The organism is Pseudomonas sp. GL_135 (assembly GCF_057834665.1).
The window spans coordinates 1,830,564-1,854,652 of record NZ_CM174408.1 but is presented as its reverse complement, the minus strand read 5'-3'; the positions used below and the strand labels follow the sequence as shown (position 1 = coordinate 1,854,652).

Below are 24,089 nucleotides of genomic sequence, written 5' to 3'. Positions count from 1 at the left end.
AGCCTGCCGCGAGGCCGGTGCTAACATTCGCCACCGCCGAGCAGGCAAGGACAGACCGGTTTATGAGCAGCATCCGCGAGCGCAACAAAGAACTGATCCTGCGCGCAGCCAGCGAGGAATTTGCCGACAAGGGGTTCGCCGCCAGCAAGACCAGCGACATCGCCGCCAAGGCGGGTGTGCCCAAGCCCAACGTGTATTACTACTTCAAGTCCAAGGACAACCTGTATCGCGAGGTGCTCGAAAGCATCATCGAGCCGATCATGCAGGCGTCGACGCCGTTCAATCGTGAGGGCGTGCCGGCCGAGGTGTTGACGAGCTACATCCGCTCGAAGATCCGCATCTCTCGCGACCTGCCCTTCGCCTCAAAGGTGTTCGCCAGCGAGATCATGCACGGCGCGCCGCATTTGACACCCGAGCAAGTGGAGCAACTGAATGGACAGGCTCGACACAACATCGAATGCATTCAGGGCTGGATCGATGACGGCCTTATTGCGCCGATCGACCCCCATCACCTGATGTTCAGCATTTGGGCCGCAACCCAGACCTATGCCGACTTCGACTGGCAGATTTCCACGGTGACAGGCAAAGCGAGTCTGGACGACGCTGATTACGAAGATGCCGCCCAGACCATCATCCGGCTGGTGCTTAAAGGGTGTGAGCCAGACCGCTAAGGTCAGTAGCTTTCCTCCTTGTCATAGCCCAAGGCCTTGTTCACGCCTTGTAACAGCTGGCCGAAGCTCCAGGGCTTGCGAATAAACACGACCGGATGGACGACGCCAGAGCTTTCGGGCGTCTCGTGGCCTGACATGATCAGGATCGGGATGTTCGGATACTTGTCGCCTGACAGGTTCGCAAGGTCGGCACCGTTCAAGGTACCCGGCATGAGGATATCGGTGAGGAGAAGCGCCACCTCGCCGGAGTTGCTTTCGAGGTACTTCGCCGCCTCATCTGCAGTCTCCAGCGCACGGGTGGTAAAGCCTTCATCCTCGAGGATCTCGCACACAAACTCGCGAATGATTTCCTCGTCCTCAACCACCAGAATGAGTCCCATGTTTGGTACGTCTGCTGCCATTTGCGCCACATCCACAATAATTATTTCCCATGCCTGCCCGGCCGGCCCTGTCCTGGACTCGGGTGTAGTCCGTACTGTGAGCGGCGCAAGCGCCGGAAATTCCATCGGGAAGCAACATTTGGTCGAAACGTTGTACAGATTTCGCAAATGAATGGGTACACAAGGGTGTTCGCCAAATCGCAGGCAATAAAAAACCCGCCGAAGCGGGTTTGTGCAACACCGTCCAACTTCCTGTTGGCCGCCAATGCCTGGCAACGGTCGATCGTCCTTGATCCTGCAGCGGTCCGTTGCTGCAGTTGATGGATCCAATGTACCGCGAGCACGTGTCACAACCTAGAGCCAAGTTCCTCAGGTCGTGTAAGCCTTTCGCTATACCTGTGTCAGTCCCCTGCGTCCTTGCTCAGGTTTATACCGGTCAGGCCGAGATGCTTAATGACACCGTGGCTTCCCTTCGTTAAAGGGCGCCGGTCAATGCGCTGTCGTGCAAGCGTTAAGAGGGCAGCCTGCCCGAACAAGAAGAATAAAGAAGCGGAGTGACGATCATGAATATGCGCAATCTCTCGATCAGCCGGCGTTTGTGGCTGATTCTCATCGTCGCCGTGGTGATGCTGTTTACACTGGCGGCGGCGATGCTCAAGCAGATCCACGACGATTTGTACGAAGCCAAAACCATCAAGACCATGCACGTGGTGCAGACCGCCAGCGGCCTGCTCGATTTCTACCATGGCCTGGAAACCGCCGGGACCCTCACCCGCGAACAAGCGCAGCAGCAGGCGATGGATGCCATTCGCGGGCTGCGCTACAACCAGACCGACTACTTCTGGATCAACGACCTGCGCCCGGTGATGATCATGCACCCGGCCAACCCCAAACTGGTGGGCCAGGACCTTTCGGGCATCAAGGACCCGGACGGCTTTCAGGTCTTCAACGAGATGGTGACCCTGGCCAAGGCCAAAGGCGCCGGCATGGTCAACTACCGCTGGCCCAAGCCCGGCGCCACTGACGCGGTCGGCAAGACCTCCTATATTTCGCTGTTCGCGCCGTGGGGCTGGATCATCGGCTCCGGCGTGTACATCGATGACGTGCAGGCCGAGTTCTACAAGCAGGTGGTCAAGGCGCTGTCGATCAGTGCCGGGATCATTCTGATCATGGCGCTGCTGTTGATTCTGATCGCGCGCAGCATCGCCGGCCCGCTCAAGGCCACCGTCGAGGCGATGGCCAACATTGCCAGTGGGGAAAGCGACCTGACCCGCACCCTGGCAACCCAGGGCAATGACGAAGTCACCCAACTGGCCCGGCACTTCAATGCGTTTACCGCCAAGTTGCGTGGCGTCGTCAGCGAGTTGCAATCCTCGGCCGTCGGCCTTGGTCAGGCGTCCAGTGAGCTGGGCAGCAATGCGATACAAGCCCAGGAACGCAGCCAGCAGCAGTCGTTGCAGATGGAGCAGGTGGCCACGGCGGTCAATGAGGTCACCTATGGCGTGCAGGACGTGGCGAAGAACGCCGAGCACGCCGCCAGCGAGATGCGCAACGCCGAGTCCCAGGCGCAGCAGGGTCAGGCCAACATCGACAGCAGCCTGAAGCAGATCGGGCACCTGTCCGGGACGATCGATCAGGCCGTGGAAGTGATCCGCACGCTGGCCAGCGAAAGCACGCAGATCGGCGGCGTGCTGGAGGTGATCAGTTCGATTGCCGAGCAGACCAACCTGCTGGCGCTCAACGCCGCCATCGAAGCAGCCCGCGCCGGTGATCAGGGCCGTGGTTTCGCCGTGGTGGCAGACGAAGTCCGCCTGCTGGCCCAGCGCACGCAGAAATCCACGGCGGAAATCCAGGCGATGATCGAGCGCCTGCAAGCCCATTCGGACGCTGCGGTAAAAGTAATCGCCGACAGCAGTCGTTCTTCGCAGCTGACGATTGAACAGGCCAACCTGGCCGGCCAGAGCCTGACCTCGATCAGCCAGGCACTGCGCAACCTCAACGGCCTCAACGCCTCCATTGCTAGCGCGACCCTTGAGCAATCCCATGTGGTGGAAGACATCAACCAGAACGTCACCCAGGCGGCGCAGTTGTCCCAGAGCACGGCGGTGGCGGCGGAACAATCCAGCGCGGCGAGCCATCAGCTCAAGGGGTTGAGTGAACAGCTGAATGGGTTGTTGCGGCAGTTTCGGGTTTGAGCGCCTGACGCTTTCCCGGCTGAAGCCGGTCCCACAGGGGCATGCGGCGTTTTCGTAGGACTGGCTTTAGCCGGGAAGAGGCCCGTTTCGACGCGATCAATTTTGCGGTGTGGCGCCTGACGCCTTCCCGGCTGAAGCCGGTCCTACAGGGATATGCGGTGTGTCAGCGAGAGTGGCGATGAAGCGGATGTAGCTTGCCTACAACCTTGCTGAACTACGTACCTCAAGTCATTATGTATACAATAAATACAGTTATTGAATACATATATGCCAACCATTCCCACCGCATCGCCCCACCATTGCCCTGACTGGGCCGAAGCCTTACTCAACGGTTTCAGTCAGGTGCTGCTGCAACGCAGCCCCGTCTGCGGGGTTTTCTGTCTGTTGGCGATTCTGATCAGCGCGCCCTCCTCCCTGGGCGGCGCGCTGCTGGGTGCCGTCGCCGGTTTGCTCACGGCGCAACGTCGCGGCTACTTAAAAAGCAGGCGCCAGGACGGGCTCTATAGCTACAACGGCATTTTGCTCGGGCTGTTAATCGGTTCCCAGGTCGAATGGTCGCCACTGGTGCCGCTGCTGACCATTGCCTGCGGCGGACTCAGCGCGATGCTCATGCACGCCTGGCTGGAACGCACGCCGCGCGCTACGTGCCTCAACGCCTACACTGCGCCCTTCGTGCTGTTTGGTTGGTTGTTATTGATGTTTATCGAGCCGACTTCAGCCGGCGTCGCAGACGTAAGTCCGATCCACGCGCTGCCGCTGGGTTTTGGTCAGGTGTTTCTGCTTGATCATCCGCTGGCTGGGCTGCTGATCGGTGTCGGGCTGCTGATCGCCAATCGGCGCGCCGCGCTCTGGGCATTTATCGGCTGCATCAGCGGCGTCGCCTTCGTGCTGTGGCAGTCGCAGCACGATTTGCCGCTGCCCGGCCTGTCCGGCTATAACCCGGCGCTGGCCGGACTGGCCTTCAGTCAGGCGCGGCACAAACCCTGGCTCCCGGCGAGCGCCATCGCGCTGTCCATTCTGCTGCAGCCGGGGTTTTCAGCCATGGGGCTTGAGACCCTCACCGCGCCGTTCATTCTGGCCTGCTGGCTGGTGCAGGCCAGCACCCGGCTGCTGCGTCAGGCTATCGGTGATGACAGGTTGCGCTCCTGAGCGCTTTGTCCCACGCTCTGCCGACCTTGCACGCGGAACGACCCCATGGACAGCAACATCAGCTGGCGCGAACAGCTACGCATCATCGTTTTTCAGAGTGACACCAAACCCGGTCGACGCTTCGACAAGATCCTGCTGGTGCTCATCCTTTGCAGCCTGCTCGTGGCGATCATCGACAGCATCGAAGCCGTCCACCGCAACTACGCGACGCCGCTGGCCTGGATCGAGTGGACCTTCACCTTCATCTTCGCGGTCGAGTACCTGGTGCGCCTGTACTGCTCGCCCAAGCCCCTCAAGTACGCGTTCAGCTTCTACGGCCTGATCGATTTGCTGGCGATCGTGCCGGGCATCCTGGCGATCTATTACAGCGACGCGCAGTACCTGCTAATCGTGCGCGTAGTGCGGATGCTGCGGATCTTCCGCGTGCTCAAGCTCAGCCCTTATCTGAAACAGGCCAACTATTTGCTGGCGGCCCTGCGGGGCAGCAAACAGAAGATCATTGTGTTTCTCGCCACCGTGTCGACGCTGGTGACGGTGTTCGGCACGCTGATGTACGTCGTCGAAGGGCCGGAGCACGGCTTCACCAGCATTCCAAAGGGCATCTATTGGGCGATCGTCACGCTGACCACGGTGGGCTTTGGCGACATCGTGCCAAAGACGCCGATCGGGCAGATTCTGTCGTCGCTGGTGATGATCACCGGTTACTCGATCATCGCCGTGCCCACGGGGATTTTCACTGCCGAGCTGGCCAATGCCATGCGCGGCGATCAGCTGCAGCACGACTGCCCGGTCTGCGCCAAGAACGCCCATGAACCCAACGCGGCGTTCTGTTCGCGCTGCGGCAATGCGCTGTTTCCCAAGCTCGGCGCGATGCCTGCACCGGCAGACGTGCAACGGGACATAAGCACATGAGTTTTTGATCTATTGGGCCGCTGGGGACTTTGGTTATAGTCGCCAGCCATTGGCCATCTTGCCTGGTTATAACAACGGCTCTTCCAAGAGCGAATCACTAAACGCCCCCTGCTCAACGCCACAAGGAATTCACAGTGAAAAAAATCTTCGCCGCTTCCCTGCTCGCCGCAGGACTGGCTCTGGGCAGCGCTGCACAGGCCGCCGCGCCGTCGTTGCTCAACGTGTCGTATGACGTGATGCGCGATTTCTACAAGGACTACAACGCTGCATTCCAGAAACACTGGAGCGCCGAGCATCAGGAAAACGCGACGATTCAGATGTCCTTCGGCGGGTCGAGCAAGCAGGCGCGCTCGGTGATCGACGGCCTGCCTGCCGATGTCATCACCATGAACATGGCCACCGACATCAACGCGCTGGCCGACAATGGCGAGCTGGTGCCGAAGGACTGGGTCACTCGCCTGCCGAACAACAGCGCGCCGTTCACCTCGGCGACGGTGTTCATCGTGCGCAAGGGCAACCCGAAGGCGCTGAAAGACTGGCCGGACCTGGTCAAGGATGGCGTTGAGGTGGTGGTGCCCAACCCGAAAACCTCCGGCAACGGCCGCTACACCTACCTCTCGGCGTGGGGCTACACGTTGAAGAACGGCGGCGATGAAGCGGCCGCGAAGAAGTTCGTCGGCGAGCTGTTTAGCCACGTGCCCGTGCTCGACACCGGCGGCCGTGGCGCGACCACCACGTTCATGACCAACCACATCGGCGACGTGCTGGTGACCTTTGAGAACGAAGCGGAAATGATCGCCCGCGAGTTTGGTCGCGATCAGTTCGAAGTGGTCTATCCGAGCGTGTCCGCCGAAGCCGAACCGCCCGTCAGCGTCGTGGACAAAGTGGTCGACAAGAAAGGCACCCGCGCGGTGGCCGAGGAATACCTGAAGTACCTGTGGTCCCCTGAAGGACAGGAAATCGCGGCCGCCAACTACTTGCGTCCCCGCGACCCGGCGGTGCTGGCCAAGTACAACGACCGCTTCCCGAAAGTGGATTTCCTGTCAGTGGAAAAAACCTTCGGCGACTGGCGCACCGTGCAGAAGACCCACTTCAATGATGGTGGGGTGTTTGATCAGATCTATCCGGCGAAATAAGGCCCTCGGCTTAGTACGCCAAGATCAAGAGCGTCTGCCTAACGGCAGACTGTTTCGCCTTCGGCGACTTACTTTTGAAAAGCACCAAAAGTAAGCAAAAGTGCCTGCTCCTGGTTGGGCCCCTCGTCCCTCGGGGTTCCTTCACTCCGGTCTCGCTCCGTGGGCCCGCGCCGAACGGACATCCATGTCCTGACGGCGCTCTCGCCGCATCCCTGCGGCTCGGCCCACTCCGCAAAACCTGCGTTCAGCCTGCACCCAAGTCGCGATGGGTGTCGTCTGGGCGTTATGCGCATGAAGATCAAAAGCGAAGGCAGATCAACGGCTTCCCGGCTAAAGCCGGTCCTACAAGTATGCGCGGTCAGTAGGACCGGCTTTAGCCGGGAAAGCGTCAGCAGGCACGCCGCGAAATTGATGATTGTTGATCGTTCCCACGCTCTGCGTGGGAATGCATCCCGTGACGCTCCGCGTCACCTTACCCGGCTTGAATGCGCGTCGTCAGCGGGACGCGGAGCGTGCGGGGCGGCGTTACCACGCGGAGCGTGGGAACGATCAGAATTGATGGTGAGCAAACCGGCCTCTTCCCGGCTAAAGCCGGTCCCACAAAAAAGCACCGCGTGCAGCCAGTGAGACCGGTGACGCGGAGCTCAGGGGGTGCATTCCCACGCGGAGCGTGGGGACGATCAAGATCAAAGGCTTCCCGGCTAAAGCCGGTCCTACTAAGCGCTTTTGATCTTCATACACATAACGTTCAGACGACACCAAACGCGACTTGGGTGCAGGCTGAACGCAGGTCTCGCGGAGTGGGCCGAGCGGCATGGATGCCGCGAGAGCCGCCCCCCGCCATGGATGGCGGATGGCGGCGGGCCCACGGAGCGAGACCGGAGTGAAGGTACTCCGACGAAGGAGGAGCCCAACCAGGAGCAGGCACTTTTGCTTACTTTTGGTGCTTTTCAAAAGTAAGTCGCCGAAGGCGAAACAGTCTGCCCCCAGGCAGACGCTCTTGATCTTGATCTTGATCTCGCCGCAGCAAGACTCAATTACCGAACTGTTTGCTCAACCCCGGCGGCACACCGCTGGCATCAGTCTCCTGCCAGGGCCCGCTTGGCGAGGTCGACCAGGTCCAGCCGTTGTTCCAGCGGTAATAGGTGCGCTGGCGGTAGAACGTATTCGGCACGTTATCCAGCACATGCACACCCAGGCGCGCATCCCAGTGGCTGTTGCCACCCGGCGGCGGGGCGAAGTGTGAAGAAGTTTTCGGACCTGGTGCGGGAATCGGCGTCGACGGCGGTGTCTGCGGCGCCGTGCGCGGGGTGCCGGGCTGCGGGGTCGGCGACGGGCCGGGCATGGTCGGGATCGGCTCGGAACTCTGTTCGGAGCTCCGGGACCCCGGATGTTGCACCGCACAGGCTGCGGTCAATCCCACCACCAGAGTCAACAAGGCAAAACGGGCGACGCGATACATAAGGACTCTCTACTCGCTGCGTTAACGGGATTACTGATCGGGGCTGTCGATGGTCAGGGCCTGCAGCGCCGTCACGTTGCTCGGCAACGGCTGGCTACGACCGACCCATTCGCCCGCTGTGGGCTGACCGACACGGGACACCCGAGCCACGAGTTGGACTTCGGCAAAGTTCGACAGTTTCAGCTGCGGCATCATCGCGTCGGCGTCAGTCAGCTCGACTTCCACCGGCAAGTCAGCCACAGTCACGCGCTTGACCGCCAGCGGCGCCGGCGGCCCTGACACTGCACGGGCAAACACAAACACCGTGTCGCCTGGCTGCACTTTGGCTTTCAATGTCTCCGAAAGCGTGACACGCACTTTCAGACGCGCGCCCTGCACCGCCACCGGCGGGGTGTTTTCCAGCGTGCCGCCGGTTTGCACGAGCTTGTCACTGGCGCGTTTGATCCCGCCTTCCAGCGCCCCGCGGGAGGGATCGTCCGGCGGCAATACCGCCAGCAACCGCGTCCAGTAGCTCACCGCCTGATCAAACTGCTGGCTTTCGAAGGCGTTGATCCCCATCAGGCCCAGGCTGGTGACTTCTTTGGGATTCAGCTTCAGCGCCTCTTCGGCAATCCCCTGAATCTGCGGGCTCCAGGCCTTGTTGCCGGCGAAATACAGCGCCTGGGCCCATTGCCCCAGCAGTTCGGGCTGACGGCCGGCCAGCTTGGCCGCGCGCTCGAACATCCGCGCTGCGTCGGCCGGGCGATCCTGGGCCATGTAAGTCCTGGCGAGGAAATAAGCGCTCTCGGCGGAATCCGGCTGTGCCTTGACCGCGCGCTCCAGGCGCTCGGTCATCTGCGCCAGCGAACCCGGTGGCTGGGAAAATTCCCGGGTCAGCTCGACCTTGTCCGACGCGCCGAAGTGCAGATACAGGCCCAACGCCAATACAGGGACCAGAATCGCGGCGAGCAACGGCAGCGGCTTGCCCAGGCGGGACACCCGCTCGGGACCCACGCCTTCGGTGTCGGCGAGCAATTCACGGGCAGCCTCGGCACGGCCGCCGTCCAGTTGCGCCGCCGAGAGCACGCCCTCCTCCTGCTGCGTCTGCAGCTCGGTGATGCGTTCCTGATACAAGGCGACGTTGAGGGCGGTGCGATCTTCTTCAGTCTGCGCGCGACGGCCGCGCAACACCGGGATCAGCAGGAAACTCAGGGCCACCAGCAACAACAGGCCGGCGGCCATCCAGAAATCGATCATTCGCGGTTTTTATCCAGCAAGTGGGCGAGGCGCTGACGCTCCTCGTCGGAAAGCACGTCGGCGTCTTCGCGGTCTGAGCGGCGACGGCGCACGACAATCACACCAATCAACACCGCGCCAACCAGCAGCAGCCCGGCCGGACCGAACCAGAGCAGCCAGGTGTGGGCATTGAGCTCGGGCTTGTAACGCACGAACTCGCCATAGCGATCGACCATGAAATCGATAATCTGTTGATTGCTTTGGCCTTCGCCAAGCATGCGGTAGATTTCTTTGCGCAGGTCGGCCGCGATGGGCGCGTTGGAATCGGCGATGTCCTGATTCTGGCATTTCGGGCAGCGCAGCTCGCGAGTCAGTTCGGTGTAGCGAGCCCGCTCGGCGTCGTCCTTGAAGGTGTACGCATCAATCGCCGCCTGGGCCACCCCTGCAAAGCCCAACGCCAATACCGCAGCAGCCGCCAGCCGCTGAATCCAACGCAGCCCAACCTGTGGGAGCGAGCTTGCTCGCGAAGAGGCCTTAACATTCACCACATCTCCATGGGCTGAACTCACGCCTTCGCGAGCAAGCTCGGCTCCCACGAAAGCTCCATCGCCATCAGCAGGCACACCGCGCAAACCCTGTGGGAGCGAGCTTGCTCGCGAAGAGGCCCTAACGTTCAACACATCTCCATGGGCTGAACTTAAGCCTTCGCGAGCAAGGTGGATCGCCACCCCGGTCGCTCCCACAGAAGCTCCATCGCCTTCAGCCGCCACATCATGCCGGCTGATCATTCTGAGCCCTCATCCACCAGCGCCTGATACTGCCCTGCCAGCTTCTGGCGCCAGACAGCTTCGTCGATCACGCCGACATGCTTGTAACGAATGACGCCCTTCCCATCGATCAGAAAGGTCTCCGGCGCGCCATACACACCCAGATTCAGACCCAGGCTGCCGGCCTCATCATTGATGTTCAGCTGATACGGGTCGTGAAAGTCCTTCAGCCACTTCTGCGCTTCGGCGTTCACATCCTTGTAATTGACGCCATAGATCACCACGCCCTGCTGGGCCAGTTTGGTCAGCACCGGGTGCTCGACGCGGCAGGCCACGCACCAGGTGCCCCAGACGTTGACCAATGCCGGTTTGCCAAGCAGGTCGGCGCGAGTCAGGGGCTTGCCATCCTGCACCGCAGGCAAACTGAATTCAGGGAACGGCTTGCCGATCAGCGCCGACGGCAATTCCGACGGATCCAGATACAAGCCTCGATACAGTAACCCCGCCATGCCAAGGAACAGCACCAGCGGACCGAGCAACATCCAGCGCTTCATACCGCCGCTCCCGTCAGGCCCAATGCGTCACGCACCTTCGTACGGACTTTGACGCGGTAACGTTTGTCCAGCGCTGCCAGCAGCCCCCCCAGCGCGGTGATGAGCCCGCCGAACCAGATCCAGCGCACGAATGGCTTGACGTGGACACGTACCGCCCACGCGCCGTTTTCCAGCGGTTCGCCCAGCGCCACGTACAGATCGCGGGTGAAACCAGCGTCGATGCCGGCCTCGGTCATCATCGAACGCTGCACCGTGTACAGGCGTTTTTCCGGGTGCAGCACGGTGATTTCCTTGCCGTCTTCCAGCACGCGAAGGGTGCCGCGGTCGGAGGTGAAGTTCGGGCCCTGGTAATGCTGTGCGCCCTCGAACACAAACATATAGCCACCGAGCTCCACCGATTCGCCGGGGGCCATGCGCAGGTCGCGCTCAGCGCTGTTCTGGCTCGACAACACCACGCCCAGCGCCAGCACCGAAATGCCGAGGTGCGCCACCTGCATGCCCCAGTAACTGCGGGTCAGCGAGCGCGCGCCCTTGAGCAGGCCTTTGTGGCGAGTCTTGTCGAACAGGTCGCGCACGCCGGCCAGCAACACCCAGGCCGCCAGCAAACAGGTGGCAAGCACCGCCCAATGGAAGTCGGCCATGGCAAAACCGGCGATGACCGCCAACACCGCGCTGCCGACCAACACCGGCGCGAGCATACTCAACAGCCACTTAACCGGCGTGTCCTTCCAGCGCACCAGCACACCCACCGCCATGACTGCCATGAGCAGCCCCATCAGCGGCACGAACAACGCATTGAAATACGGCGGGCCGACCGACATCTTCGCCCCGCTCAACGCATCCAGCACCAACGGGTACAGCGTGCCGAGCAGAATCATCGACGCCGCCACCACCAACACCAGGTTATTGCCCAGCAGCAAGGTTTCCCGGGACCACAGGCCAAAGCCCACATGGCTTTTCACCACCGGCGCGCGGATGGCGAACAGGGTCAGTGAGCCGCCCACCACCATCAGCAGGAAGATCAGAATAAACACGCCACGGGCCGGGTCAGACGCGAAGGCATGCACCGACGTCAGTACGCCGGAGCGCACAAGGAAGGTACCCAGCAGGCTCAACGAAAACGCCGCGATGGCCAAAAGCACGGTCCAGCTTTTGAACACGCCGCGCTTTTCCGTGACCGCCAGGGAGTGAATCAGCGCCGTGCCCACCAGCCATGGCATGAACGAGGCGTTTTCCACCGGGTCCCAGAACCACCAGCCGCCCCAGCCGAGTTCGTAATAGGCCCACCACGAACCCAGGGTGATGCCGATGCCGAGGAAGGCCCAGGCAACGATGGTCCACGGCCGCGACCAGCGCGCCCATGCCGCATCAAGCCGACCGCCAAGCAAGGCGGCGATGGCGAAGGCGAAGGCCACGGAGAACCCGACGTAACCCATGTACAGCATCGGCGGGTGGACGATCAGGCCGATGTCCTGGAGCAACGGGTTGAGGTCGCGGCCGTCCTGGGGAATCTGCGGCAGGATGCGGCTGAAGGGGTTGGAGGTGAGGATCAGAAACAGCAGAAAGCCAACGCTGATCATGCCCATCACCGCCAGTACGCGGGCGAGCATGACCTGGGGCAATTGCCGGGAGAAGATAGACACGGCGAAGGTCCAGCCGCCGAGGATCAGCGCCCAGAGCAGCAACGACCCTTCGTGTGCGCCCCAGACAGCACTGAATTTGTAGTACCACGGCAACGCGCTGTTGGAGTTTTCAGCCACGTAGGCCACGGAAAAATCGTCGACCATGAACGAATGGGTCAGGCAGCCGAACGCAAACACCAGAAATGCAAACTGCCCCCAGGCGGCAGGCTGGGCGAGGCTCATCCACAGACGGTCGCCGCGCCAAGCGCCCAGCAGCGGCACGCTGGCCTGCACGATGGCGAAACACAGGGCCAAAATCATGGCCAGATGGCCGAGTTCGGGAATCATCGTTTACCCCTGTTTGTCCGGGAGAGCGGCGGGCGTCGTGGCGGGCGCGAGCTGGCCGCTGTCTTTCAGCGCTTTGGCGACTTCCGGCGGCATGTATTTCTCATCGTGTTTGGCCAGTACTTCATCGGCGACGACCACGCCGTCGGCATTGAGCTTGCCGAGCGCAACGATGCCCTGCCCTTCGCGGAACAGGTCAGGCAGGATGCCGCGATAGGTGATGGGCACCGACTTGTTGAAATCGGTGACGGCAAAGGTGACGTCCAGGGAATCCGGCGAGCGCTGCAGCGAGCCCTGAACCACCATGCCACCGGCGCGAATTCGCGTATCACGGGGCGCTTCGCCGCCGGCGATCTGGGTCGGGGTGTAGAACAGGTTGATGTTTTCCTTCAGCGCGCTGAGTGCAAGGCTGACCGCAATGCCGACCCCGGCGAGGATCGCCAGGATGATCAACAGGCGCTTTTTTCGCAGCGGATTCACGTAATGCTCTCCCGGCGCAGACGACGCGCCTCTTGTTGCAGGTAACGCCGACGCGCGACAACCGGTGCCAGGACGTTGATCGCCAGCACGGTGAAACAGATGCCATAAGCCGACCAGACATACAGACCGTGCTTGCCCATGGCGAGAAAATCGCTGAAAGACTCGAAGCTCATCGTTCGGCTCCATGGCGAGGTGACGCTGGGCGGCCTGAGTGCTTCATCAACTCATCCTTGACCCACCCGGCGCGGGCCTCGCGCTTGAGCACTTCCAGGCGCATGCGCATCAGCAGCACCGCACCGAAGAAGCTGTAAAACCCCAGGACGGTGAACAGCAGCGGCAGCCACATTTCGGCAGGCATGGCGGGTTTTTCCGTCAAGCTGAAGGTCGCGCCCTGGTGCAGCGTGCTCCACCATTCCACCGAGTATTTGATGATCGGGATGTTGATCACGCCAACGATAGCCAGCACGGCGCAGGCCTTGGCGGCGCTGTCGCGGTTGGTAATGGCGTTGCCCAGCGCGATCAGGCCGAAGTACAGAAACAGCAGGATCAGCATCGACGTCAGCCGCGCGTCCCAGACCCACCACGAGCCCCACGTCGGCTTGCCCCAGATCGCGCCGGTGACCAGCGCCAATGCAGTCATCCACGCGCCGATGGGCGCCGCACATTGCAGGGCGACGTCGGCCATCTTCATTTTCCAGACCAGCCCGACTACGCCGCACACGGCCATCATCACGTAGCAGGACTGGGCCAGCATCGCCGCCGGCACGTGGATATAAATGATGCGAAAGCTGTTGCCTTGCTGGTAGTCGGGCGGCGCGAACGCCAGGCCCCAGACCACGCCGATGCCGATCAACAGCGCGGCAGCAATGCTCAGCCACGGCAGCAGACGGCCGCTGATGCCGTAAAACCATTTGGGCGAACCGAGTTTGTGGAACCAGGCCCAACTCATGCCGCCTTTAGCCTTGGCGCTTGTGTTCATCATGCTGCCTTTTCATCACGGTGCTTTTCATCACGGTGCTCGTTATCACAATGCGTCTCCGCCAGAGGCGCTGTCAGGGCAAGGCGCTTCTTATGACTGAAGCGTCCAGGACCTGCCGACGGAAAAACTGTCCGCGCGGTCAGGGTGCGATTATTCGCCAACGCTGATCTTCAAACCAGCGGCAATTGCAAAAGGCGTCAGGGTTATCGCCAGTGCGGTCAGGCTGCCAAGCCAAAGCAGATAACCGGTCGCGGGCATGCCCTCAAGTGCAGCCTGCAACGCGCCGCTGCCCAGAATCAGTACCGGGATGTACAGCGGCAGGATCAACAACGCCAACAGCAGACCGCCGCGCTTGAGCCCTACGGTCAACGCCGCGCCCACCGCGCCAAGCAGGCTCAGCACCGGCGTGCCCAGCAGCAGCGACAGCAGCAGCACCGGCAGACACGCGGTGGGCAGGCCCAGCATCAGCGCCAGCAGCGGGGACAGCAAGACCAGTGCCAGCCCGGAAAACGCCCAGTGCGCCAGCACTTTCGCCAGCACCAGCAGCGCCAGCGGTTGCGACGACAGCACCCATTGTTCGAGGGAGCCGTCTTCGAAATCGCTGCGAAACAGGCCGTCCAGCGACAGCAGAACGGACAACAGCGCCGCCACCCACACCAACCCCGGCGACAGGCGTTGCAGCAGCTGCGTGTCAGGGCCGACAGCCAGGGGAAACAGCGCGATGACGATGGCGAAGAACACCAGCGGGTTCAGCAGCTCGGCCGGACGCCGGAACAGCAGGCGCGCTTCCCGGGCAATCAACAGGGTAAACACGTGACTCATGCCGCCCACTGCCCCAGGTCCAGATCGCGATAGCCTGAAGGCGTGCGGCTCAGGGTGTGGTGGGTGGTCAGCACCACGGCGCCGCCGTTTTCACAGTGCTCCGCCAGGTGCGCTTCGAGTTGCGCGACGCCCTGTTTGTCCAGCGCCGTGAAGGGCTCGTCGAGCATCCACAGGCCGGGTCCCGGCAAATACAAGCGGGCCAGCGCCACGCGACGGCGCTGGCCCGCCGACAAGGTGTGGCACGGGACGTCTTCAAAGCCGCGCAGGCCGACCGCTTCGAGGGCGCGCCAGATGTCGGCGGCTTCCACGGGCGTGTGCAGCGCGCAGAGCCAGGCGAGGTTTTCCAGGGGGGTGAGTAAATCTTTGATCCCGGCGGCGTGGCCGATCCACAGCAGGTGACGGGTCAACTCGCTGCGCTGACTGGCGAGGGGCTTGCCATCCAGAAGCACACTGCCGGCGGTGGGCTGCATCAGCCCGCACAACAGGCGCAGCAGGCTGGTTTTGCCGCTGCCGTTGGGGCCGCTGATCTGCACCATGTCGCCTGCGCTCAGCCGCAATTCGAGGTGCTCGAACAGCAGGCGCCAGTCACGCTCGCAAGTCAGCGCCACGGCTTCAAGAACGGGGATCGGCATGGGGACCTTCTTTTCAGTAGCAGCGGCACGGCGGTTCAAGTCGGGATCATGACGGCCGTTATACTGATGCAGCTTAACGGTGGACCGCCGACGCAGTCGGTGCCGGATTATACATACCCGGACCCGCCACCCAGAGCGCAAATTTACCGAGTCGGGATCTGATGACAGGCGATATACCCAATCTTTCTCCAGTAACAGTGGCCACAGCCTTGCTCCGGGCAGGCGTGCCGGCGGGCGAAGTGCTCAAGCTGATGGAGCCGCGTGAAGGGCTGTTGACCTCGGGTCAGGTGGCCAGCGCTGAAGTGGTGAGCCTCAAGCAACTGGGGCAGGACTTTCAGCTGCTGCTCAAACTGACCATGGACAACGGCCGGCAAACCACCCTCCCCGTCAGCAGTTCACTGCCGCTGACCCCCGGCACCAACGTCAACGTCGCCCAGGGTTCGGCGGATACCCTGACCATCAGCGTGCAGGACCTGCAGAAAGCCGCCGCCAACAGCCTGACCAGCATCGACACGCGGCAACTGCCCGCGGGCACACTGTTACAGGGCAAGGTACTGACCACCCAAGTGGCGGCGCAGAATGTCGCGCAATTAAGCGGCCAGTCCTCTGCCAGCACGGTGCCAACCAGTTACCGTTCCATCGTCATCCTGCTCAACACGGCCCTCGCCGGAACCAGCCTGACCGTCGACAGCCCGCAGCCGCTGCGAGTTGGCAGTCTGCTCAGCGCCCAGGTGCAGAACAGTCAGGCGCTGAATTTCGTCGCCTTGCCCAATCGCCTTGATGAACTGGCCCTGGCCCAGCAGTTATCGACCCAGCAAAGCCGTCAGGGCTCGCTGCAGGGCCTGATCGCCGCACTGCAAAACATGCCGCCGCCGGCTGCCGATGGCGACAATCTTTCGCCGTCGCTGCGGGCCACCATCGAGCAACTGCTGGCCGATCTGCCGGATGTCCCGCAGATGACCACCGCCAAGGGCGTGGCCCAGGCGCTGAATGCCAGCGGGCTGTTCATGGAATCGCGCTTGCTCGCCGGGCAAAACCCGACGCTGGTGCCGGACATGAAAGCCAACCTGCTGCGGCTTGTCACACAGATCATGCCGGGGCTGCCGGGCAACGTCAGTTATGACGCTGCAGCGGCCGGCAACACCTTGGCGCGGGCCATGCCCAGCGTGTTGCGCAGCGCCTTCGGCACGTTGGGGCTGGTGGCGCCGCCGAGCGATCCGATCAACTTTCCATTGCCACCGCGCACCCTCGGGCACCCAGGCAGCAAGGACGATCTGGAGATGCTGTTGAAGCTCGCGGCGGGGGCGATTTCGCGCCTGCAGAGCCATCAGCTGGGCGGGCTGGAGCAAACGCGCACCCATGCTGATGGCACCCAGGTCACCACATGGCAGCTGGAGATCCCGATGCGCAACGCCCACGACATCGTGCCGTTGCAGGTCAAGGTTCAGCGCGAAGAGACGCCCGAGCGTGAGGAGCAATCTGATGCGCCGACGCAGGAAGCCAAGGAGCGAGAAAAGCTCTGGCGGGTGGAGCTGGCATTCGATCTGGAGCCCCTCGGCCCGCTGCACGTGCAGGCGCAACTGATGGCCGGCAGCATCGCCAGCCAGTTGTGGGCGGAACGCGAAGGCAGCGCTGAGTTGATTTCCGGCGAGCTGGACACTCTGCGTGCGCGATTGGTGGCGTGCGGTTTGAACGTCAAGGCGCTGGAATGCAACCGAGGCGTGCCGCCCCAAGGCCCACGTACCGTGCTCGAACAACGCTGGATCGACGAGAACGCCTGATGAGCACACCTGAGCAGAACCCGCGTCAGGCCATTGCCCTGAGCTACGACGGCCACCAGGCCCCGACGCTGACCGCCAAGGGCGACGACGCCCTGGCGGAAGCAATACTGGCGATCGCCCGAGAGTACAAAGTCCCGATCTATGAAAACGCCGAACTGGTGAAAATGCTCGCCCGCCTGGAGCTGGGCGACAGCATTCCCCAGGAGCTGTACCTGACCATCGCCGAAATCATCGCCTTTGCCTGGCGCCTGAAAGGCAAATTCCCGGTGGGATTCGACCCGGACGCCGGGCCGGTGGAGCGGGATATCACACCGCGTTGAAGGTGTGTGGCGCATGACCGGACGCCTTCGCGAGCAAGGTGGAGCGCCACCCCGGTCGCTTCTACGGGAGGGTGGCTCGGCTCGGGATCTCCGGTTGCAGGAGGACCTGTGGGAGTGAGCTTGCTCACGAAAAGGCCGGAACATTCAGCCACTTTCTCGGGGGCTGAAAGTAAGTCTTCGCGAGCAAGCTCGGCTCCCACGGGAGGGTGATTCGACTCGGGATTCCCGGTTGGCGCAAGACCTGTGGGAGTGACCGGGGTGGCGCTCCACCTTGCTCACGAAGAGGCCGGGACATTCAGCCACTTTCTCGGGGGCTGAAAGTAAGTCTTCGCGAGCAAGCTCGCTCCCACATGACGGTGGACTGACTCAAAATCGCCGGTCATTGCAGGACCTGCGGGAGTGAGCTTGCTCACGAAGAGGCCGGGGCATTCAGCCACTTTCTCTGGGGCTGAAAGTAAGTCTTCGCGAGCAAGCTCGACTCCCACGGGAGGGTGATTCGGCTCGGGATTCCCGGTTGGCGCATGACCTGTGGGAGTGAGCTTGCTCACGAAGAGGCCGGGGCATTCAGCCACTTTCTCGGGGGCTGAAAGTAAGTCTTCGCGAGCAAGCTCGGCTCCCACGGGAGGGTGATTCGGCTCGGGATTCCCGGTTGGCGCAAGACCTGTGGGAGTGACCGGGGTGGCGCTCCACCTTGCTCACGAAGAGGCCGGGACATCCGCTAAAAATGCAGCGGTTGAAAGGCCCCATTCGCGAGCAAGCTCGGCTCCCACACTGCATCCCTCGGCAGCTACTTCCGCGGCGCCGTCATGGCTGATGACAGTAAGCGTGCTCGCAAGGCAGCAGCGCCCCCCCCTCACCTATCGATTATGCCCATGCACCTTGGTCATCAACTGCGCTTCGGCCTGGGTCAGGCCGCAGGATTGAGTCAGTTCGTCGATGCTGGCGCCCATGCCGACCAGGCGTGCGGCCTGGGCGAAGGACAGGGTCGAGGGATCGCGCTGCTCAAGGGCAGTGATCTTGTCTGGCAGCAGCGCGATGATGGAACGCAGCTCGTGCAGTTCCTCACCCATTCTCACCGTCCCGCTCTGGTAATTTTCCAGGCGCCGGGCCAGCTCGCGGATGCGCTGATCACGCAGCGAATCCGCCTCCAGCTGCTGGGTGGCCTGGATGCGCAAGCGCTTGGTGTGGGCCATGAACATCGCGACGCTCGCGACCCACAACACCGCCAGAAAAATCACCGCCACATCGAGAATCAATCAGATGCTCTCCAGCTCGGACCACTCTTCCTCGGACATCATCTTGTCCAGTTCCACCAGGATCAGCAGTTCGCCGTTCTTGTTGCAGACGCCCTGGATGAACTTGGCGGACTCGTCGTTGCCCACGTTCGGCGCGGTTTCGACTTCCGACTGACGCAGGTAAACGACTTCAGCGACGCTGTCGACCAGGATACCGACCACTTGCTTGTCGGCCTCAATGATCACCACTCGCGTGTTGTCGCTGACTTCAACCGGGGCCAGACCAAAGCGCTGACGGGTGTCGATCACGGTGACGACGTTACCGCGCAGGTTGATGATCCCCAGCACGTAGCTTGGCGCGCCCGGGACCGGAGCGATCTCGGTGTAGCGCAGCACTTCCTGAACCTGCATCACGTTGATGCCATACGACTCGTTGTCCAGGCGGAAGGTGACCCATTGCAGAATCGGATCTTCGGAACCCTGTGCTGACGACTTCTTCATACCCCTAACCCCTTGCGTGTTGTGCGGTGCGGTCGACGTTTCGTACGCCGCCCTGTGTTGATCTGACGATGTTTATTGATGCGTTTTCATCTGCTTGACCGCGCCACTGGCAATCAGCTCGGCCAGCTCGGAAACGTCCAGCAACGCACACATGTGTTCGATCACCGTCCCGGCAAGCCAGGGCCGCTGACCACGATGGGTGCGCCATTTGATTTCGTTGGGGTCCAGGCGCAACGAGCGGCTGACCTGATGCACCGCCAGCCCCCACTCATAGCCCTGAACCGAGATCACGTATTGCAGGCCCTGACGAAAATCGTCGCGGTACCGGTCCGGCATGATCCAGCGCGCGGTGTCCAGCACCTTCAGGTTGCCGGCCTGGCTTGGCAGGATCCCGAGGAACCAGTCCGGCTGACCGAACAGCGGCGTCAATTCATGGCCCGCCAACGGGTAAATCGAACCCAGGCACACCAGCGGCACCGCGAGGGTCAGACCGGCAACGTCGAACAACAGGCATTCGAACGGCTCGGCCGCCCAGGCCGGGCGCTCGTCGCCAGTGGGCGGCGGCGTTGGCGTGCGTTGAGCGGACAGATGCACGTCAACAACCGGCTCGACCAGCGCTGTTGGCGGCTCTCCCACCACCAGAGCCTCAACCACAGGCGCTTCAACAGCCGGCTCAACCAGCGGAACGATGGCGGGCGGCAGAATGACCGGAGGCATGACCACTGGCCGTTCCATCACCCGCGCGACGGCGGGTTCCGGCTGAGCCGAATACGCCAGCGAAACAGGCGCAGGCCGGCTCATCGGCGCGGGCTGTGGCACCGGCAAAGCGGCAGCCACCGCAGCGGCTACTGCAGAACGCATGCGTGCGTCATGGGCCTGCTCTTCGAGCACGGCCGCTTGAAATTCATCGACGGACTCGACGACCTGCAGCTCCTCAGTCGCGTCATAGAGCAACGCGTCCAGGTAGTTCTGCAGCGCCAGTTGTGGTCGTGAAGCAATGTCCAGGGGGCGGTTCATACGGGAGCCCGAAAAGTAGTGATGCGATTACCGCCTGATACAGATATCGGCTGCATAGCCGATGGACTTGAGCGTGCAGGCGCGCCGCTCGAAAAATAACGATCAGCGGACACTAGGCCACCTGCCCGACAAGCTGTTCGGTGAGCAGGTGCTTGAGCAACGCGCGGTACGCCAGCACGCCACGGCTCTTGTTGTCGAACTGTGAAGGGGTCAGACCCGCGCGGCTGGCATCGCGCAGTCGCGTGTCCACCGGAATGAAGGCATTCCAGACGTGTTCCGGGTAACTGTCGCGCAGCAGCTTGAGGGTGCTCATCGAGGCCTGGGTGCGGCGATCAAACAGCGTCGGCACGATGGTGTAAGGCAGCGGCACTTTGCGCGAGCGATTGATCATCGCCAGCGTGTTGACCATGCGTTCCAGGCCCTTCACCGCGAGAAATTCAGTCTGCACCGGAATCGCCAGTTGCTGGCTCGCCGCTAGGGCGTTGACCATCAGCACACCAAGCAACGGCGGGCTGTCGATGATCGCGTAATCAAAGTCCTGCCACAGCTGGGCCAGACTTCTGGCAATCACCAGCCCCAGGCCGCTCTGCCCTGGCGACTGGCGCTCTAGGGTGGCCAGCGCGGTGCTCGATGGCAGCAGCGAAATGCGCTTGTCACTGGTGGGCAGCAGCAGTTGGCCCGGCAAACCGTCCGGCACCACGCCTTTGTTGAGGAACAGGTCGAAGCTGCTGTGTTCCAGCGTATCGGGATCTTGCCCGAAATAGCTGGTCATCGAGCCATGGGGATCGAGATCCACCACGACCACGCGCTTGCCCGCCTCTGCCAGCAAGCCGGCTAAAGCGATGGAGGTGGTGGTCTTGCCGACCCCGCCTTTCTGATTGGCTACTGCCCAGACTCTCATGTACTCGTTTTCCCCCCGACCAAAGCGACGACCGGGTTTAAGGGGCAGATGACGAAGATTTGACGCCTTGCGGCGGCTTGGCGGGGACTGGTGCAGTTTGTGTGCCAGCACGACGAAGGGCGGCATCGGGTTTTGCGTTGGCGGTAGTGCCTGAGCCGGTGAGGCTGCGGCGCACGTCCAGGTTGCGCGAGATCACCAGCACCACGCGACGGTTGCGCGCGCGGCCGTCGGCGGTGGCGTTGGAGGCCAGGGGCTGGAATTCGCCGTAGCCCACCGAAGCCAGCCGCGCCGGGTTGATCCCGTCCATGGCCAGCATCCGCACGATGCTCGAGGAGCGTGCTGAAGACAGTTCCCAGTTGGTCGGGAATTGGCCGGTGTTGATCGGCTGGTTATCGGTGAAGCCTTCGACGTGGATCGGGTTATCGAACGGCTTGATGATCTTCGCGACCTTGTCGATCAGGTCGAAGGCCTGATTACTCGGCATTGCGTCGCCGCTGCCGAACAGCAGGCTGGAATTGAGCTCGATCTCGATCCACAGCTCGTTGCCGCGCACCGTCATCTGCTTGGAAGCGATCAGGTCGCCGAACGCCGCGTTGACGTCATCGGCAATCGACTTCAGCGGGTCGTCCGCGGCCTGGCCCAGCGCCGCGTCGGTCTGCTCGCTGTCCTGAACCAGCGGATCGGCAGGCCGCACGGTTTGCGGCTTCTGCTCGCCGATGGGGATCGGCTTGATGCTGCGCTCGGGCTCGTTGAAGACCCCGACCAGCGCTTCGGACAGCACCTTGTATTTGCCTTCGTTCAGCGACGAGATGGAGTACATGACCACGAAAAAAGCGAACAGCAAGGTGATGAAGTCCGCGTAGGACACCAGCCAGCGTTCGTGATTTTCGTGCTCTTCATGGCGACGTCGGCGGGCCATCAGTCCATCACTCCATGAAGCCTTGCAGCTTCAGTTCGATCGAGCGCGGGTTCTCGCCCTCGGCAATCGACAGCAGCCCTTCGAGGAGCATCTCCCGATAGCGCGACTGGCGGATCGCCACGGCCTTGAGCTTGTTCGCCACGGGCAGAAGAAACAGGTTGGCGGACGCCACGCCATAAATGGTGGCAATGAAGGCGACGGCGATACCGCTGCCCAGCTGATTGGGGTCGGCCAGGTTGCCCATGACATGGATCAGGCCCATGACCGCACCGATGATGCCGATCGTGGGCGCGTAGCCACCCATGCTTTCGTAGACCTTGGCGGCCTGGATATCGCGGCTCTCCTGGGTGAGGAAATCGACTTCCAGAATGCCCCGTATGGCCGCCGGCTCAGCGCCGTCGACCAGCAGCTGCAGGCCTTTTCGCGAATAGGCATCCGGTTCCGAGTCCGCCACGGCTTCGAGGCCGAGCAGGCCCTCCTTGCGCGCGGTGAGGCTCCAGGACACGACGCGATCAATGCCGCCGGCGAGATCGATGCGCGGCGGAAACAGAATCCAGATGAAGATCTGCATCGCCCGCTTGAACGCGCTCATGGGCGTCTGCACCAGGCAGGCCGCCAGCGTACCGCCGAGGACGATCAGCGCGGCGGGGCCGTTGAGCAGCGCGCCCAGGTGCCCGCCTTCGAGGAAGTTGCCGCCGATGATCGCGACGAACGCCAGAATGATCCCGATAAGCGTCAAGACATCCATCAGCTGCAGGCCTCAACCAGGTGGCGACCGATATCGTCGAGGCTGTAAACGGCGTCGGCCAGCTCGGCTTTGACGATCGCCATGGGCATCCCATAAATCACGCAACTGGCTTCGTCCTGCGCCCAGATCTGGCTGCCGCTCTGCTTGAGCAGGCGCGCGCCTTCACGGCCGTCAGCGCCCATCCCGGTGAGAACGACGGCGAGGACTTTGTCGCCGTAGGATTTTGCCGCCGAGCCAAAGGTGATGTCGACGCAGGGCTTGTAATTGAGGCGCTCGTCACCGGGCAGGATTTTCACCGCGCCGCGACCGTCGACCATCATCTGTTTGCCGCCAGGCGCCAGCAGTGCCAGACCGGGACGCAGGATGTCGCCGTCTTCGGCTTCCTTGACGCTGATGCGGCAAAGCTTGTCGAGACGCTCAGCGAAGGCTTTGGTAAAGGCGGCCGGCATGTGCTGGATCAGCACGATGGGGGCCGGGAAGTTGGCGGGCAGCTGGGTCAACACCCGCTGCAAGGCAACCGGGCCACCGGTGGACGTGCCGATCGCCACCAGTTTGTAGGCCTTGCGCTTGGGCGCACCTGAGGTTGGCGCGTGGTGGTGAGAAGCCGGGGCCGCTGCACGGGCAGGCGCGGGCGCAGGGGCGGGCGCCGGACGCGACGGTCGCGCTTCGGGAGCCGTGCTGCGCGGTGCAGCGGGCGCAGCAGATGGCGCCGGTGCCGACGTGGCAGAAGGCGTGCTGCCGTAACCGCTGAAACGACGGTTGCTGCGGGAGATGCTGTGGACTTTCTCGCACAGCATCTGTTTGACCTTCTCGGGGTTGCGCGAGATGTCTTCGAAGTTTTTCGGCAGGAAATCCACCGCGCCAGCGTCCAGCGCATCGAGGGTCACTCGGGCGCCTTCGTGGGTCAGTGAGGAAAACATCAATACCGGGGTCGGGCAGCGTTGCATGATGTGACGGACCGCGGTAATGCCATCCATCATCGGCATTTCGTAGTCCATGGTGATCACGTCGGGCTTGAGGGCCAGGGCTTGTTCAATGGCTTCCTTGCCATTGGTGGCAGTACCGACCACCTGGATCGTGGGATCCGAAGAGAGAATTTCCGAGACACGACGTCGGAAAAAACCCGAATCGTCCACGACGAGAACCTTGACTGCCATAAACACTCCAAAGAGCGCGCGTCACCCTGAAGGTCGGCGCGCCCTGAATCACGTAGCTTGGGTCACATTGGCGAGACGAGACAGGCCAGTGAGACCGTTTTTCGCGCTTGAAACGAGACCGGGTCTATTTGTAGGACCGGCTTTAGCCGGGAAGGCGTCAGATGTCACACCCCATAATCAAGGGTGTTC

25 protein-coding genes are annotated in these 24,089 nt (G+C 62.3%); 7 read left to right on the top strand and 18 right to left on the bottom strand.

Annotated elements, in window-relative coordinates:
• Positions 1–62 precede the first annotated feature (62 nt).
• Positions 63–671, top strand: coding sequence for a TetR/AcrR family transcriptional regulator (locus AC3ISG_RS08455; RefSeq protein ID WP_489298975.1), 609 nt, complete (start codon positions 63–65; stop codon positions 669–671).
• A 2-nt stretch (positions 672–673) separates the two neighbouring features.
• Here the strand turns inward: AC3ISG_RS08455 and AC3ISG_RS08450 are convergent, their stop codons facing one another.
• On the bottom strand, positions 674–1,072 hold the full coding sequence (locus tag AC3ISG_RS08450) for a response regulator (protein WP_489298974.1): 399 nt from the start codon (positions 1,070–1,072) through the stop codon (positions 674–676).
• 542 nt (positions 1,073–1,614) lie between these two features.
• On the opposite strand from AC3ISG_RS08450, the gene AC3ISG_RS08445 reads away from it, so the two are divergent.
• The 4 genes from AC3ISG_RS08445 (at position 1,615) to AC3ISG_RS08430 (ending at position 6,443) form a co-directional block, all read left to right on the top strand.
• On the top strand, positions 1,615–3,246 hold the full coding sequence (locus AC3ISG_RS08445) for a methyl-accepting chemotaxis protein (RefSeq protein WP_489298973.1): 1,632 nt from the start codon (positions 1,615–1,617) through the stop codon (positions 3,244–3,246).
• 267 nt (positions 3,247–3,513) lie between these two features.
• Positions 3,514–4,395: an urea transporter gene (locus tag AC3ISG_RS08440; protein WP_489298972.1), complete on the top strand. Its 882-nt coding sequence runs from the start codon at positions 3,514–3,516 to the stop codon at positions 4,393–4,395.
• Between the two features lie 45 nt (positions 4,396–4,440).
• Positions 4,441–5,307 (top strand): ion transporter, encoded by an 867-nt coding sequence (locus tag AC3ISG_RS08435; protein ID WP_489298971.1) that lies wholly within the window; start codon positions 4,441–4,443, stop codon positions 5,305–5,307.
• Positions 5,308–5,441: 134 nt separating this feature from the next.
• Complete coding sequence (locus tag AC3ISG_RS08430; RefSeq protein WP_489298970.1) at positions 5,442–6,443, top strand: sulfate ABC transporter substrate-binding protein; 1,002 nt, start codon at positions 5,442–5,444, stop codon at positions 6,441–6,443.
• Positions 6,444–7,476: 1,033 nt separating this feature from the next.
• Here the strand turns inward: AC3ISG_RS08430 and AC3ISG_RS08425 are convergent.
• The 10 genes from AC3ISG_RS08425 to ccmA all read right to left on the bottom strand — a co-directional run bounded on the left by AC3ISG_RS08425 (position 7,477) and on the right by ccmA (position 15,321).
• Positions 7,477–7,905 carry a hypothetical protein gene (locus AC3ISG_RS08425; protein ID WP_122622861.1) on the bottom strand — a complete coding sequence of 143 codons (429 nt, stop codon included), beginning with the start codon at positions 7,903–7,905 and terminating at the stop codon, positions 7,477–7,479.
• A 30-nt stretch (positions 7,906–7,935) separates the two neighbouring features.
• Complete coding sequence (gene ccmI, locus AC3ISG_RS08420; RefSeq protein ID WP_489298969.1) at positions 7,936–9,141, bottom strand: c-type cytochrome biogenesis protein CcmI; 1,206 nt, start codon at positions 9,139–9,141, stop codon at positions 7,936–7,938.
• Positions 9,138–9,608 carry a cytochrome c-type biogenesis protein gene (locus tag AC3ISG_RS08415; RefSeq protein WP_489299477.1) on the bottom strand — a complete coding sequence of 157 codons (471 nt, stop codon included), beginning with the start codon at positions 9,606–9,608 and terminating at the stop codon, positions 9,138–9,140. The genes ccmI and AC3ISG_RS08415 overlap by 4 nt, the downstream gene beginning before the upstream one ends.
• A gap of 296 nt (positions 9,609–9,904) precedes the next feature.
• Positions 9,905–10,441 (bottom strand): DsbE family thiol:disulfide interchange protein, encoded by a 537-nt coding sequence (locus AC3ISG_RS08410; RefSeq protein WP_122536814.1) that lies wholly within the window; start codon positions 10,439–10,441, stop codon positions 9,905–9,907.
• The gene (locus AC3ISG_RS08405) at positions 10,438–12,411 is read right to left on the bottom strand and encodes a heme lyase CcmF/NrfE family subunit (RefSeq protein WP_489298968.1); all 1,974 of its coding nucleotides are present in this window, start codon (positions 12,409–12,411) and stop codon (positions 10,438–10,440) included. The genes AC3ISG_RS08410 and AC3ISG_RS08405 overlap by 4 nt, the downstream gene beginning before the upstream one ends.
• A gap of 3 nt (positions 12,412–12,414) precedes the next feature.
• Complete coding sequence (gene ccmE / locus AC3ISG_RS08400; protein WP_122622857.1) at positions 12,415–12,888, bottom strand: cytochrome c maturation protein CcmE; 474 nt, start codon at positions 12,886–12,888, stop codon at positions 12,415–12,417.
• Positions 12,885–13,061: a heme exporter protein CcmD gene (ccmD, locus tag AC3ISG_RS08395; protein ID WP_122536811.1), complete on the bottom strand. Its 177-nt coding sequence runs from the start codon at positions 13,059–13,061 to the stop codon at positions 12,885–12,887. Before ccmD ends, ccmE begins: the two co-directional genes overlap by 4 nt.
• The gene (locus AC3ISG_RS08390; protein WP_272635130.1) at positions 13,058–13,837 is read right to left on the bottom strand and encodes a heme ABC transporter permease; all 780 of its coding nucleotides are present in this window, start codon (positions 13,835–13,837) and stop codon (positions 13,058–13,060) included. Before AC3ISG_RS08390 ends, ccmD begins: the two co-directional genes overlap by 4 nt.
• 180 nt (positions 13,838–14,017) lie before the next feature.
• Positions 14,018–14,689 (bottom strand): heme exporter protein CcmB, encoded by a 672-nt coding sequence (gene ccmB, locus AC3ISG_RS08385; protein WP_489298967.1) that lies wholly within the window; start codon positions 14,687–14,689, stop codon positions 14,018–14,020.
• Positions 14,686–15,321: a cytochrome c biogenesis heme-transporting ATPase CcmA gene (ccmA, locus tag AC3ISG_RS08380; RefSeq protein WP_489298965.1), complete on the bottom strand. Its 636-nt coding sequence runs from the start codon at positions 15,319–15,321 to the stop codon at positions 14,686–14,688. Before ccmA ends, ccmB begins: the two co-directional genes overlap by 4 nt.
• A 161-nt stretch (positions 15,322–15,482) precedes the next feature.
• On the opposite strand from ccmA, the gene fliK reads away from it, so the two are divergent.
• Together fliK and AC3ISG_RS08370 are read left to right on the top strand one after the other, a co-directional pair.
• Positions 15,483–17,102, top strand: coding sequence for a flagellar hook-length control protein FliK (gene fliK / locus AC3ISG_RS08375; RefSeq protein WP_489298964.1), 1,620 nt, complete (start codon positions 15,483–15,485; stop codon positions 17,100–17,102).
• Positions 17,102–17,422, top strand: a complete 321-nt coding sequence (locus tag AC3ISG_RS08370; RefSeq protein WP_122536808.1) for an EscU/YscU/HrcU family type III secretion system export apparatus switch protein — start codon at positions 17,102–17,104, stop codon at positions 17,420–17,422. Before fliK ends, AC3ISG_RS08370 begins: the two co-directional genes overlap by 1 nt.
• Before the next feature lie 857 nt (positions 17,423–18,279).
• Here the strand turns inward: AC3ISG_RS08370 and AC3ISG_RS08365 are convergent.
• The 7 genes from AC3ISG_RS08365 to AC3ISG_RS08335 form a co-directional block, all read right to left on the bottom strand.
• Positions 18,280–18,678, bottom strand: coding sequence for a DUF2802 domain-containing protein (locus tag AC3ISG_RS08365; protein ID WP_122536806.1), 399 nt, complete (start codon positions 18,676–18,678; stop codon positions 18,280–18,282).
• Positions 18,679–19,158, bottom strand: a complete 480-nt coding sequence (locus AC3ISG_RS08360; RefSeq protein ID WP_122536805.1) for a chemotaxis protein CheW — start codon at positions 19,156–19,158, stop codon at positions 18,679–18,681. It abuts the gene before it with no gap.
• A 72-nt stretch (positions 19,159–19,230) separates the two neighbouring features.
• On the bottom strand, positions 19,231–20,175 hold the full coding sequence (locus tag AC3ISG_RS08355) for a CheW domain-containing protein (RefSeq protein WP_489298963.1): 945 nt from the start codon (positions 20,173–20,175) through the stop codon (positions 19,231–19,233).
• 112 nt (positions 20,176–20,287) lie between these two features.
• Entirely contained in the window at positions 20,288–21,076 is a 789-nt protein-coding gene (locus AC3ISG_RS08350; RefSeq protein WP_122536803.1) for a ParA family protein, read from the bottom strand.
• A 37-nt stretch (positions 21,077–21,113) separates the two neighbouring features.
• Positions 21,114–21,995, bottom strand: a complete 882-nt coding sequence (gene motD / locus AC3ISG_RS08345; RefSeq protein WP_122536802.1) for a flagellar motor protein MotD — start codon at positions 21,993–21,995, stop codon at positions 21,114–21,116.
• 7 nt (positions 21,996–22,002) lie between these two features.
• The gene (locus AC3ISG_RS08340; RefSeq protein ID WP_122536801.1) at positions 22,003–22,743 is read right to left on the bottom strand and encodes a flagellar motor protein; all 741 of its coding nucleotides are present in this window, start codon (positions 22,741–22,743) and stop codon (positions 22,003–22,005) included.
• Entirely contained in the window at positions 22,743–23,900 is a 1,158-nt protein-coding gene (locus tag AC3ISG_RS08335; protein ID WP_489298962.1) for a protein-glutamate methylesterase/protein-glutamine glutaminase, read from the bottom strand. Before AC3ISG_RS08335 ends, AC3ISG_RS08340 begins: the two co-directional genes overlap by 1 nt.
• Positions 23,901–24,089 lie beyond the last annotated feature (189 nt).